Below are 12,835 nucleotides of genomic sequence, written 5' to 3'. Positions count from 1 at the left end.
ATTAGCCAACGGCGTAATCCGACACACAAGCCTGAAGTCACATCATGGCCGTTGGTCGATCGGCACCCACTTCGCATCCGCCGGGCCGGTGTAATCGGCGCTCGGACGAATAATGCGGTTATTCTCGCGCTGCTCTTTCACGTGAGCAGTCCAGCCGGATACGCGAGACATCACGAAGATCGGCGTGAACAGCTCGGTCGGAATGCCCATGAAGTGATACGCGGATGCGTGGAAGAAGTCGGCGTTACAGAACAGCTTCTTCTCGCGCCACATGACGGCTTCACAACGCTCGGATACCGGGTACAGCACGGTGTCACCCACTTCTTCCGCCAGCTTCTTGGACCACTGTTTGATGATGGCGTTGCGCGGGTCGGAATCCTTGTAGACCGCGTGGCCGAAGCCCATGATCTTTTCCTTGCGCGCCAGCATGCCCAGCAGGCCTTCTTCGGCTTCATCCGGAGTCTGGAATTTCTGGATCAGTGCCATGGCAGCTTCGTTGGCGCCACCGTGCAGCGGGCCGCGCAGTGAACCGATGGCACCGGTTACGCAGCTGTGAATATCCGACAGCGTGGAGGCGCATACACGGGCGGTAAAGGTCGAGGCGTTGAATTCGTGCTCCGCGTAGAGAATCAGGGAGACGTTCATTACCTTCTCATGGAGTTCACTGGGCTTCTTGCCGTGCAGCAGCTCCAGGAAGTGCCCGCCGATGGAGTCCACATCGCTGTCGGTTTCGATACGCACGCCTTCGTGGGCGAAGCGGTACCAATAGGTGATGATGGACGGGAACACCGCCAGCATGCGGTCGATCTTGTCGTCCTGCTCGCTGAAATCCTGCTCGGTTTCCAGGTTACCCAGCATGGAGCAGCCGGTGCGCATCACGTCCATCGGGTGCGCATCCTTGGGAATCTGCTCCAGAACAGTTTTCAGCGCAGCTGGCAGGCCACGCAGGCTCTGGAGTTTTTGCTTGTAGGCATCCAGTTCCTGCTGGTTGGGCAGTTTGCCGCTAAGCAACAGATAGGCGATTTCCTCGAATTGGGCTTTCTCCGCCAGATCGGCGATATCGTAACCACGGTAGGTCAGACCGGCGCCACTCTGGCCGACGGTACACAGTGCGGTTTCACCAGCTACCTGGCCACGAAGGCCTGCGCCACTCAGTTTTTTTGCTTCAGCCATTGTTGTTCTCCCTCATCGTTTTGTCTGGGGTGTCGGATTACGCCTTCGGCTAATCCGACCTACATGTCTATAGCTCCCCTCTCCCGCCAGGGGAGAAGGAACAAAAGTGTCGTTAACCTTTCTTTTGCTGGAACAACTGATCCAGCTTCTGCTCGAAATCGTGGTAGTTCAGGAAATCATACAGTTCCATCCGGGTCTGCATCAGGTCGACAACATCTTTCTGATCGCCTTTTTCCAGGATGTTCTCGTAGACCATCAAGGCCGCTTTGTTCATGGCGCGGAAGGCACTCAGCGGGTACAACACCATATCGGCGCCGGCTTCGGCGAGTTCCTTGCGGTTGTACAGCGGCGTGGCGCCGAATTCGGTGATGTTGGCCAGAATCGGTACATCCAGAGCCTCGGAGAATGCCTTGTAGTGCTCAAGCTCGGTCACCGCTTCGGCAAAGATGCCATCGGCGCCGGCTTCGATGCAGGCTTTGGCTCGCTCGATGGCGGCCTCCAGGCCTTCTTTCTGGAAGGCATCGGTACGGGCCATGATGAAAAAGTCATCGTCTTCTCGGGCGTCCACAGCGGCCTTGATCCGGTCAACCATTTCTTCCTGGGAAACGATTTCCTTGTTCGGGCGGTGGCCACAACGCTTCTGGGCAACCTGATCTTCAATGTGGACCGCCGCAGCGCCGGCACGTTCCATTTCACGGATGGTGCGGCCGATGTTAAAGGCGCCGCCCCAGCCGGTATCGATGTCCACCAGCAGCGGCACGTCGGTCGCGGCAGTGATGCGACGGACGTCTTCGACCACGTCGTTCATGGAGGTCATGCCAAGGTCCGGCAGGCCGTAGGAGGCGTTTGCGACGCCGCCACCGGACAGGTAGATCGCCTGGTGCCCTACCCGCTCCGCCATCATCGCGGAGTATGCGTTAATAGTGCCGACAATCTGTAGCGGGGTGTTTTCTTTCAGGGCCTTGCGGAAGCGGGCGCCGGGGCTGAGTTTTTTGGACATGGTGTTGGCCTCTTCTCTGGTGGATTCTTTTTGTCGGATTACGCCTGCGGCTCACTGTGCCGTTCACCGGTATAACCGACATACACTTCCTTTATTTTTAGATGGTTAAACCACCTTCTTTAATCTTTTTCTCAATATTCTGGCGGGCGGCATTGATGTGGCGCTTCATCAGAAATTCCGCCAGTTCTCCGTCCCGCTGGGCGATGGCTTCCACTATCCGGCGGTGCTCGCCCAGAGCCATATGCGGCCGGCCGGAGGCGGTGCTCAGTCGATAACGATACATCCGGACCATGTAGTAAAGATCACCCAGCAGCATTTGTGCGAGTTTGGCGTTGCGGCTTCCGGTGGCGATCCGGTGGTGAAAGTCATAATCCCCCTCTGCCTGATAGTAAGCCTGGCCCTGGGCCTGCTCAATCATCGTTTCATGGCTGTCGAGGGTGGCGTAGAGATCCGCGATTTCTGCATCTGTCATGCGCTCCGCGGCCTGGCGGGCAGCGAGACCTTCCATTATCTCGCGGATGCGATAAAGCTCCATCAACTCCTCGGTGCTCACCGACACCACTTTTACCCCGGCATGGGGGCGGCGTATCAGAAGACCACGGGATTCAAGACGCCCCAGCGCTTCACGCAACGGGCCACGGGTGAGATTAAAGCGGGCGCACAACTCGACTTCGCCGATCTTTTCGCCCGGAGAGAGATCGCCTTTTACGATAGCCGTTTGCAGACAATCGAAGGCCTCGTCGGCGCGCGTGTAGGATTGAGAGATAACTTCCGGCATATTTTGTCAACAATAGTGACTTCAATGAACCGGAATTTACGCCTCAGGGGGTTTATTGTCAACAATCCGAAAATTCAGGAATGGCATTTTGTCGACAGGCAGTTGGCGACAGTCACAACCCCATCGACAGGGAGAAGCGCACATCAGGGTGCTCCGGCACCGCCATGGCCAGGCTGGATGCCCGGAACATACGACCAACACTGACATTGGCAGTAAAGGACCGACCGGTCAGCCTGAGTGACACCTGCGCGCCGGCGGCCTTGCCACACTGACCGTCCGCCGCCCCGGCGTAAGGAGCCCAGCCGTGAAGCAAAGAGAAGCCAACGTTTGATAACACATGATCCATAACCGGAACCTGTAATGGCGGGCTGAGCGTGCGCATCCTCAGCCAGCCACCTTCATGGGTATACAGAGACTGTCCGTTGAATCCCGCGAGCAAGGATGGCCCCGCCACCATAACTCGTTCGGAACCAGGAAGATCTTCATCCGCAAACTGGTAGCGACCACGGAGCTCCCACCCCCAGCGGAAAATCTCCCTTTCAAGGGAGGCGTTAACAGAAAGCTTGTAGAACCGCGCTTCTTCGTCAACGTCCGCCTTTAACGGATAGTCCGATGCCGAGTATTCACGGCCACCCATGGCCACCATTTCCGTACTGGCATGCAACCCCGCCCAAAGGCCCTGGCTCCACCGGCCCTTAACACCCAATGACGACAATTCATAGGCCCCGTCAGTCACCAGGCGCCCCTGCTCAAGTGTTCGGGTGTCACGTCCGGTATGGTTAACCACACCGTTCAGGGCGATGCCGTAACGGGAGAATAGGAAACGGGAGCCTGAGAGCGACAGTACGCTGGATTCATTGCGGGCATCGTACCGCCGGTCGCCGTCCTTGACCGAATGCTGATACTGGTAGTCTCGGGCGGTCAGGCTCAGGCTGGTGGCGCCAAGCGGAAAGCTGAATCCCAGTTTGAGCGCCCGTGACTGGTTTTTATCCCGGTTGGATTTTGAGTCATGAAAGTTCAGGCCAAGCGACTGCTGCTCCCCCAGGATCTCATCCACAGCAACCCCCAGCCGACCGTCGAGGCCATCTCTGGTGTGGGAGGATTGCCCGGAAAACGTCAGCAGGGACCGCCAGCCGTTGTCAGGCGCGCGGTCGGCCGCTTTGGCATAAAGGCTGTGGCTGAATGCGCACCCGAGCAGTGCAAGCAATATCAAACGGATCAAAGTCGCTGTCCCCGGCCGGCGGCAAAATCTGGAATCACAAAACGCCGGCCAAACATTAATCAAAATTCATCAAAGCAGGAATGTATGACATCAGCCGCCACAAATCCATTCGCCGTTGCCTAATTTTACAATCTCGATGTCTATACAGAACAGCACTTTACAAAACCTTCTGAAAGCTTTTTCCAGAAAAATCAAAAGGACACCCGAAACCCGCAACATTGGGCAGATTTACCAATCTCTACATATCTGAACAGAGACCTCCATTTAGGCCGGCATCTTGGTTACACTTGGCACACTTTGTGACTCCGCCTTCTTCACAGGCAGTGCCTCCAAAACGATATAAGGACGAACGTTATGATCAGAAAGTGCCTCTTCCCCGTTGCCGGGTACGGCACCCGCTTCCTCCCAGCGACCAAGGCGATGCCCAAGGAAATTCTGCCGATTGTTAACAAACCGCTGGTCCAGTACGGCGTGGAAGAAGCCGCGGAAGCCGGCATTCATGAATTCGGCTTTGTTACGGGCCGGGGCAAACGCGCCATCGAAGATCACTTCGACATCAGTTACGAGCTGGAACACCAGATAGCCGGCTCGGGCAAGGAAGGCCTGCTGACCTCCATCCGTGATTTGATTGATAACAACACGTTTGCGTTTACCCGTCAGAACGAAATGAAAGGTCTTGGCCACGCAATCCTGACTGGTCGTAACCTGGTAGGCGACAGCCCCTTTGCGGTGGTTCTGGCGGACGATTTCTGCGTGGAAGACGGTGCCGGCGAGGGTGTCCTGACCCAGATGGTGAAGCTGTACAACCAGTTCCGCTGCTCCATTGTCGCTATTGAGGAAGTGCCTGCTGACGAGACCCACAAGTACGGCGTGATTGCCGGCGAGTCCATGAAAGACGGCTTGTACCGCATCACCGACATGGTTGAAAAGCCCGCTCCGGAAGATGCCCCCAGCAACCTGGCGATTATTGGGCGCTACATCCTGACGCCGGATATTTTCGACATCATCGAGCGCACGCCTCCGGGCAAGAATGGCGAAGTCCAGATTACCGACGCACTGCTTGAGCAGGCAAAGAATGGCTGTGTTCTGGCTTACAAATTCAAGGGCAAGCGGTTCGACTGCGGCAGCATAGACGGTTTCGTGGACGCCACCAATTACGTGTACGAGAACATCTACAAGAACGGCAAGTAAGGGTAAGGTATCAGGGCCGGACTACCGGCCCAGGATCTGAAGAATCATGCGCCGGTTTTCCCCGGACGTTTTGCGGAACCGGCGCAACAGTTCCAACTCCTCCTCTGAGAGCTGAACACGGCTCAATTCCTTTTCGAGCTCCGCCAGCGCCACTCCCAGGTCATCGCTATTGCTGAACGCCAGGCCAGGCAGCTCCAACTGCCCGTTATCGGCACCGGCATCAAGATCCACCAGGCTTTCCAGTGGTGTTTCGGTATGAATGCATACGTCCAGCAGTTCCGCTACGCCAGGATAGCTGCGCTGTTTGGTGTCCGACGCTTCCCAACTGGAGACCCGGGCCTCGTCCACACCGCACATCCGCGCTACATCCTCACGGGACAAATGCCCGGCTTCACGGATTTGCCGCAGGCGACGGTTAAAGGTTTGCAGGTACCGCATAGCTCAATGCCTCTGCCCTATAGGCCACATTCGCCCCGGATCTTCCGGAACTCCAGTCCTGAAGAAAAATCCCAAACAGTGAATCAATCTGGAAATGTAACGTACATACAGCGTTATACACAATCGGCTCCGTAATACCCCCCACTTTCTTTTCTAGTTCGCAAGCTATACATTGTTTCGCTCTCCAAACTTATGAACCACAGATGAAGTGCGACCCTGATGTCCGACGCCCACAAATCCGACCTGTTCCTGGTAGTTGTTACCCTGTTGGCAGCCATCAGCTGGATATTCTCCAAAGAAGCCGTACTGTTGATGCCGCCGCTGCTTTTTATGGCGGTGCGATTTCTGATGGCAGGCGGGCTGTTGGCCATTCTGGCCAGTCGTTCCCTGCGACGGCTCAGCGCGGACCAGATACGCCGCAGCGTCGGTGTGGGCCTGGTTTTCGGGACCGCCATGAGTTGCTGGATCATGGGTCTGTTCCACGGCACCCATGTGGGTGAAGGCGCCTTCCTGACCAGCCTTGGGGTAGTGATAGTCCCGGTTATTGCCCGCGTTGTTTTCAAGGAAGACCAGCCCACCAGCACCTGGATTGCCATCCCTATCGCGGTGGCCGGCCTGGCCCTGCTGTCCCTGAAGAATGGATTCCGGCCAGAAATCGGGCAACTGTTCTTTGTGATGGCGGCCTTTATCTTTGCTCTGTATTTCACCCTCAATACCCGCGCCGCCAATCAGCGAACGGTGATCAACCGCCGTGGCGAGACCGTCGAAAAACACCGGGTACCGGCATTACCGCTGACCGCTATCGCCCTGCTCACTGTTGGCACGCTGACGCTGATCGAATCCCTGGTGCTTGAGACCTGGCAGCCATTGCTCAACGATTTCCCGCCCATCCTTGTCTGGTGGGTGTTTGCCAGTGCGGTGATCGGTACCGCCGGACGTTTCCTGCTGCAAACCTACGCCCAGAGCCTGTCAGCAAACAGCCATGGCGTGGTGATCCTGGTACTGGAACCGGTGTGGGTCGCGCTGTTCGCTGCCGGCTGGTTCTCCGAAACCATGAGCCCGTCCCAACTGGCCGGTTGCGGGCTTATTTTTGCTGCTTTATTGGTCAATCGCTGGGGCGTTATCAGCAAGGCACTGAAAGGTTGGCTGCGAAGCCGAAAGACCGCATAAAAGTGGTTGACCCGCACCGCCGGAATCAGTATATTTCCTCCCCGTTGCAGAGACAGGACCATAGCTCAGTTGGTTAGAGCGCTACCTTGACATGGTAGAGGTCCCCAGTTCGAATCTGGGTGGTCCTACCAACTCTGTGAAGAAAGTCAGTCACTTGCGAGCTTCGTGAGAACTGGCTTTTTTTGTGCCCGATCCTCAGCCCCTGCCCCTCCGCTGAGTGATATAATCTTTCCCCAGCCGATCCCGGCTTCCGCCTCACCCGGAACCCATAGCCTCATGCGCACCATCGTAGACCTTACTCTGAAAAAGCCCCAGATCGCTGTCGATGCCCTCAGCGAAGCGACCGGGCTGTCCAAACAGCGCATCAAGGACGCCATGGCCAAAGGCGCCTGCCGCTGGACCCACAAGGGGAAGCAAGTGCGGTTGCGCAAGGCGAAGAGGGAGGTGAAAGCCGGAACACGGCTGCAACTGTTCTACGATGACATTGTACTGGCCCGAAAACCGCAGCCGGCGGAGCTTCTGACCGACTTTGGTCATTACAGCGTATGGTTCAAGCCCCACGGGCTGCTGGCCCAGGGTTCCCAGTGGGGGGATCACTGCAGCCTGATACGGGTTGCGGAGGTGCAGTTGGGCAAACCCTGCTTTCTGGTACACCGGCTGGATGCGGATGCGGCAGGACTGATGCTTATCGCCCACGACGGCAAAGCAGCGGCAGCCCTGTCGGAATGTTTTGCCGGACGCTCCCTGCGAAAGGTGTATCACGCCCGGGTGTGCGGGCATCTGGAAGCACAGGCGCTGACCATCAACACACCGGTAGACGACAAAGAAGCCATCAGCCACGTCAGCACCCTGGCAAGTGAGGCGCCCGAAGCCAGTACCGTTGTCGAAGTGATCATTGAAACCGGACGAAAACACCAGATCCGGCAACACCTCGCCGGGCTGGGCCACCCGATTATTGGTGACCGGCTGTACGGCACTGCAGACAAACTGCCCCTCCAACTGGTAGCGGCGGAGCTCGAGTTCAGTTGTCCGCTGGCCGGCAAGAAGCGCCTGCTGCGCCTGCCTCCTGAATTGAACGATGTAGTGTCTGCGGCTTAACGAAAAAGGGCCAGCATAAGCTGGCCCTTCATAGCGACGCTTACCGTTACACCTTGTAGAAATCCCGATACCAGTCCACGAAGTTGGCAATGCCCTCTTCCACCGTGGTGGATGGCTTGTACCCCACATCGTCGATCAGATCGTCCACATTGGCGTAGGTGGCCGGCACATCCCCCGGCTGCAGTGGCAGCAGGTTTTTCTCTGCCTTTTTGCCCACCCGCTCCTCGATGATCTCGATAAACCGGGACAGCTCCACCGGATTATTGCTGCCGATATTGTAGAGACGGTACGGCCCCTTGCTGGTGCCCGGATCCGGCTTCTCGCCGCTCCAGTCATCGTTGGGTTCGGCCACATGGTCCAGGGTACGGATCACGCCTTCCACGATGTCATCAATGTAGGTGAAATCCCGCCTGTGATGGCCATGGTTGAAGACGTCGATCGGTTCGCCGGCCAGTATTTTTTTGGTAAAAATGAACAACGCCATGTCCGGCCGGCCCCACGGGCCGTACACCGTGAAGAAGCGAAGTCCCGTGGTCGGCATGTTGTACAGATGACTGTAAGTGTGGGCCATCAGCTCATTGGCCTTCTTGGAGGCGGCATAGAGGCTCAGGGGGTGGTCCACGTTGTCATGCACGGAGAATGGCATGGCTTCGTTGGCGCCGTATACAGAGCTGCTGGAGGCGTATACAAGGTGCTTCACGTTGTTGTGGCGGCAGCCTTCCAGAATATTCATGAAGCCAACCAGGTTCGCGTCCACATAGGCATGCGGGTTTTCCAGGGAGTAGCGAACACCGGCCTGGGCCGCCAGGTGTACGACCCTCTCCGGTTTATGCTCGCGGAACAACGCTTCCATGGCCTCCCGGTCGGCAACATCCTTACGCACCTCCGTGAAGCCCTGTTGATCGGTTAGTCTCGCCAGGCGAGCTTCTTTCAGGTTGACGTCATAATAATCGTTGACGTTATCCACTCCGATCACCTCGTCACCGCGATCGAGCAGGCGGTGAGCCAGGTGCGAACCAATGAAACCGGCGGTTCCCGTAACAAGGATTTTCAAGATTTTTCTCCATAGTCCATTTGAGGCCGATGACCCACAGTTTACCGAATCCGGTCACAAGCGGACACCGACGCGAACAGAAGCGGCATAAAAAAAGAGCGCCATAGTTGGCGCTCTTTTCTACAGCGATAAACACCCTGTTCGATCAGAACCGGAGACCGGCACTCACGAAGGGTCCGCCCAGGTCGACGTCCAGCTCGTCGTCACCATCTTCGTAGTCGATGGAGATTTCACGGTAGCCAGCGCGCAGCTGCAGCATGGAAATCTCATACTGGCCATAGGCGTTGTAATCGTAAACTGAATCGCCATCAAAGCTGATCAGGTTGGCTTCACCGCCGACAGACACACCGGTAAACGGCAGATCGAACCGGGCCGCCAGGTAACCCATGGGCACAACCGCATCAATTTCGGATTCGCTGACTGCGGTGCCATTCACTTCCTGAACCCTCAGTTCTCCGTCCAGATCACGAACGGTCAGGCCCAGGTCCAGGTTGACCCAGTTATCCAGAACTTCGTAGTAGAGCGTCAGGTCCAGTTGGTCCAGATCCAGATCGGAATCAACTTCGGTGGCGCCACCCAGGTTGACGATAATATTGTCAAAGTCAGCCCCCAGCTCGCCACGACCGCTCTGTTCAATCGAGGTGTAGTTCAGGCGAACGTTTGGCAGCAACGGCACCGGGTGTTCAACGTAGGCAGTCAGATTGACGTTGGAATCACTGCTCAGGTCCAGATCGTTTTCAACGTCGACCACATCGCCGTTGGAGGCCGCTTTTCCGGACAGGTCAGAGTCCCAGTAGCTGACGTTCGCACCCAAACCTACAATGTCCGCATGAGCCAGCGGAGCTGCCAGGACCGCCGCGCCGCCCATGGCCAGAATCAGTTTACGCATATAACACCCGTTGCTTGTTGTTTGGTTCTTTTCGATCAATCGAACTGGATACCCAGCCGACGACCCACCTCTTCATAGGTTTCAATCACGTCACCCAATCCCTGGCGGAAACGGTCCTTGTCCATCTTCTTGCGGGTTTCCTTATCCCAGATGCGGCAGCCGTCAGGGCTGAATTCGTCACCCAGCACGATCTGCCCGCCGGAACGACCGAACTCCAGCTTGTAATCCACCAGCAGCATGCCGGCATCATCAAACAGACTCTTGAGCACGTCGTTCACTTTATAGGTAAGTTCTTTCATTTTGGCGAGTTCGTCCGCGGTTGCCCAGCCGAAACTGACCGCCAGGGACTCGTTCACCATCGGATCGTGCAATTCGTCGTCCTTGAGGAACAGTTCGAAGGTGGGCGGATTCAGGTTCTGGCCCTCTTCCACGCCCAGACGACGGCACAAACTGCCGGCGGAGACATTACGCACCACGCACTCCACCGGAATCATATCCAGCTTCTTGACCAGGGATTCGGCGGGTGAAAGCAAACCCTCGAAATGGGTCGGCACACCCGCCGCTTCCAGCTTTTCCATGACGAAGGCATTGAAGCGGTTATTGACCATGCCCTTGCGATTCAGTTGCTCTTTCTTCTCGCCATCGAACGCCGAGGTGTCATCACGGAATACCAGGACAAACCGTTCGGGATCATCCGTGCGATAAACGGATTTGGCTTTGCCCGCGTAGAGCTCTTCGCGTTTTTCCATTTCAGGTCTCCGGAAATGCCGGCTGCGTGCCGGCACTTCATCATTAATAAAGGTATTCAAACAGTTCTGAGAGCAGTTCGGAGGAGCGGTCGTCGCCGCTGTATTCCGCCGCGCGGGCAGCGGTCACCACCAGGGCGCCCTCTTGTTCCTTGAGGCGCAAATCAAAGGTGTGCTGCGGTTCCTCATCATCACTGGACCAGTCGAACCACCCGGATTCCCGCTCGGACTCGCTGCGGAAATCCACGTTGAACCAGCCTTCGCTCCGGTTCAGGTCCAGAACCGGCACCTCTGCCTCATCCAGTGCGCGACTGACTTCGGACCAGGCGCGGCCGTAGTCCAGATCCATCTCGATGGCGACCGGCTCTTCGTTCTCGGAAATCAGGCGCACCAGCGGTTCGCTGACCATACCCAGGGCAGCCCTGGAGTAGGATTTACTCTCATCGCGACCGCGCAGGAACTCGCCCATGTCTTCCAGCAGTCTTTTGCTGTTGGCCAGACCTTCTGCCGTTAGTTCCTCACCGGTTTGCCAGGACAGCAGCCCGTCAGGGTTACTCTCTACTTCATGGACCCGCAATTGGACTTCCGTGGTCTTGCGACGAACCCCCGGCGCCACACGGGTCTGAACCACCAGCATGTCTTCCGATGAGCCCGGATCGCTGTCCAGTTCCAGCAAGGTTCTTGCACGCTTGCTGAAATTAACCAGTTCGCTCTGCAAAAGGCCGAGCTGGGGGCTGTCATGGGCCACGCCCAGGCCCCGCTCGTTCATATAGGACGATACCGCCGGCCATACCCGCCCGGGCACGTCGTTGATCAACAGCCACATCTGGCCATCCAGTTCCTCGACCACGTAGTTCTCGTCGAGAATTTCAGACGTCATATCCGGCGGCTCAGGAATGGACGAGCGATACATGCGACCGGAATCGGCGGTGGTGACCTCGCGAACGGGCATGGCCTGCCCGAAACGGCTTTCATCTGCAGTATCAGGGAGACGGAGCGGCTCCCCTTCCTTCGCATTGACGTACCGTTCCGACCGGTCTTCCAGAAGACTGCAACCACTGGCAGCCAATACAAACAGCAGGCCGGTCGCTGGCGCAACCGACCCCAATACACGCTTTACTTCTGTCCTGAAAAGGAACGCCATCAGGCTACTCCAGCTTCTTTGGTGGTACGGAAAACTCAGAGTACGCCCGACGCTTCAAGGGCATCTTCCACTTCGCTGTGGAATTTCTCACTAAGTGGCGTCAACGGCAGACGAATACCCTCACCGATCATCCCCATGCGCCGCAGGGCCCACTTGACGGGAATCGGGTTGGCCTCCAGGAACAGTTTGCGATTCAGCGGCATCAGCAACTCATTGAGGCGTTCTGTTTCTTCACGGTTACCGGCAACGGCGGCCTCACACAACTGGGACATGCCCCTGGGCGCAACGTTGGCAGTCACTGAAACGTTGCCTTTGGCCCCGGCCAGCATCAGTTCAGCGGCGGTTGCGTCGTCACCGGAATAAACGGCAAGACGGCCCTTCACGGCCTCGATGAGCTCGGCGCCCCTGGGGATATTGCCCGTGGCGTCCTTGATGCCGATGATATTGGGAATGTCCGCCAGGCGCTCAACCGTCTCATTGAGCATGTCGCACGCGGTACGGCCCGGAACGTTATAGAGCATCTGACTCATCCCCGGAACGGCCTCGGCGATGGTCTTGAAATGCTGGTATAACCCTTCCTGGGTGGGCTTGTTATAGTACGGCACGACCAACAGGCAGGCGTCCGCACCGAGCTTGTGGGCCTCGGAGGTCAGTTCGATGGCTTCACGTGTGCTGTTACCACCGGTACCCGCGATCACGGGAATACGACCATCGACCCGCTTTATGATATGGCCGATAACCCGGCAATGCTCATCCGGGTCCAGCGTTGCGGATTCGCCGGTGGTACCCACGGCCACAATACCATTTGTGCCGTTTTCAATATGAAAGTCCACCAGCTTGTCCAGATCCTCCCAGTGAATATCACCGTTGGGATGCATGGGCGTGACCAGTGCGACAAGGCTACCCGTAATCATAAAAGCTCCGTCCGAATA

Annotated in this window: 13 protein-coding genes and 1 tRNA gene; 4 read left to right on the top strand and 10 right to left on the bottom strand. The window is 57.1% G+C overall.

Annotation, left to right across the window (positions count from 1 at the left end; genetic code table 11):
* Positions 1-42: 42 nt before the first annotated feature.
* From prpC to ACJO3M_RS05430, 4 genes are all read right to left on the bottom strand, one after another.
* Entirely contained in the window at positions 43-1,173 is a 1,131-nt protein-coding gene (gene prpC, locus ACJO3M_RS05445; protein ID WP_407000348.1) for a bifunctional 2-methylcitrate synthase/citrate synthase, read from the bottom strand.
* A 112-nt stretch (positions 1,174-1,285) separates the two neighbouring features.
* Positions 1,286-2,173 carry a methylisocitrate lyase gene (gene prpB, locus ACJO3M_RS05440; RefSeq protein WP_406985115.1) on the bottom strand — a complete coding sequence of 296 codons (888 nt, stop codon included), beginning with the start codon at positions 2,171-2,173 and terminating at the stop codon, positions 1,286-1,288.
* Between the two features lie 97 nt (positions 2,174-2,270).
* Complete coding sequence (locus ACJO3M_RS05435) at positions 2,271-2,951, bottom strand: GntR family transcriptional regulator (RefSeq protein ID WP_407000347.1); 681 nt, start codon at positions 2,949-2,951, stop codon at positions 2,271-2,273.
* A gap of 112 nt (positions 2,952-3,063) precedes the next feature.
* On the bottom strand, positions 3,064-4,173 hold the full coding sequence (locus tag ACJO3M_RS05430) for a ShlB/FhaC/HecB family hemolysin secretion/activation protein (RefSeq protein WP_407000346.1): 1,110 nt from the start codon (positions 4,171-4,173) through the stop codon (positions 3,064-3,066).
* Positions 4,174-4,527: 354 nt separating this feature from the next.
* On the opposite strand from ACJO3M_RS05430, the gene galU reads away from it, so the two are divergent.
* Positions 4,528-5,364 carry a UTP--glucose-1-phosphate uridylyltransferase GalU gene (gene galU / locus ACJO3M_RS05425; RefSeq protein WP_407000345.1) on the top strand — a complete coding sequence of 279 codons (837 nt, stop codon included), beginning with the start codon at positions 4,528-4,530 and terminating at the stop codon, positions 5,362-5,364.
* A gap of 21 nt (positions 5,365-5,385) precedes the next feature.
* Here the strand turns inward: galU and ACJO3M_RS05420 are convergent, their stop codons facing one another.
* Entirely contained in the window at positions 5,386-5,802 is a 417-nt protein-coding gene (locus ACJO3M_RS05420; protein ID WP_407000343.1) for a helix-turn-helix transcriptional regulator, read from the bottom strand.
* Between the two features lie 219 nt (positions 5,803-6,021).
* Between ACJO3M_RS05420 and ACJO3M_RS05415 the strand changes: the two genes are divergently transcribed.
* The 3 genes from ACJO3M_RS05415 to ACJO3M_RS05405 all read left to right on the top strand — a co-directional run bounded on the left by ACJO3M_RS05415 (position 6,022) and on the right by ACJO3M_RS05405 (position 8,070).
* Positions 6,022-6,972 carry a DMT family transporter gene (locus ACJO3M_RS05415; protein WP_407000342.1) on the top strand — a complete coding sequence of 317 codons (951 nt, stop codon included), beginning with the start codon at positions 6,022-6,024 and terminating at the stop codon, positions 6,970-6,972.
* Positions 6,973-7,026: 54 nt separating this feature from the next.
* Positions 7,027-7,103: transfer RNA gene (locus ACJO3M_RS05410), tRNA-Val, on the top strand.
* Positions 7,104-7,248: 145 nt separating this feature from the next.
* Positions 7,249-8,070, top strand: a complete 822-nt coding sequence (locus tag ACJO3M_RS05405) for an RluA family pseudouridine synthase (RefSeq protein ID WP_407000341.1) — start codon at positions 7,249-7,251, stop codon at positions 8,068-8,070.
* A gap of 46 nt (positions 8,071-8,116) precedes the next feature.
* Here the strand turns inward: ACJO3M_RS05405 and ACJO3M_RS05400 are convergent, their stop codons facing one another.
* From ACJO3M_RS05400 to dapA, 5 genes are all read right to left on the bottom strand, one after another.
* Positions 8,117-9,124: an NAD-dependent epimerase gene (locus ACJO3M_RS05400; protein WP_407000339.1), complete on the bottom strand. Its 1,008-nt coding sequence runs from the start codon at positions 9,122-9,124 to the stop codon at positions 8,117-8,119.
* Positions 9,125-9,269: 145 nt separating this feature from the next.
* Positions 9,270-10,013 carry a TIGR04219 family outer membrane beta-barrel protein gene (locus ACJO3M_RS05395; protein ID WP_407000337.1) on the bottom strand — a complete coding sequence of 248 codons (744 nt, stop codon included), beginning with the start codon at positions 10,011-10,013 and terminating at the stop codon, positions 9,270-9,272.
* Between the two features lie 35 nt (positions 10,014-10,048).
* Entirely contained in the window at positions 10,049-10,762 is a 714-nt protein-coding gene (gene purC / locus ACJO3M_RS05390) for a phosphoribosylaminoimidazolesuccinocarboxamide synthase (RefSeq protein ID WP_407000336.1), read from the bottom strand.
* Positions 10,763-10,805: 43 nt separating this feature from the next.
* A complete protein-coding gene (gene bamC / locus ACJO3M_RS05385) occupies positions 10,806-11,903 on the bottom strand; it encodes an NlpB/DapX family lipoprotein (protein ID WP_407000335.1) in 1,098 nt (365 codons plus the stop codon).
* 35 nt (positions 11,904-11,938) lie between these two features.
* Entirely contained in the window at positions 11,939-12,817 is an 879-nt protein-coding gene (dapA, locus tag ACJO3M_RS05380; protein WP_407000334.1) for a 4-hydroxy-tetrahydrodipicolinate synthase, read from the bottom strand.
* Between the last annotated feature and the right edge of the window lie 18 nt (positions 12,818-12,835).

The organism is Marinobacter alkalisoli (assembly GCF_045449795.1).
Lineage (GTDB): Bacteria > Pseudomonadota > Gammaproteobacteria > Pseudomonadales > Oleiphilaceae > Marinobacter.
This window is presented reverse-complemented; position numbering and strand designations above follow the sequence as displayed.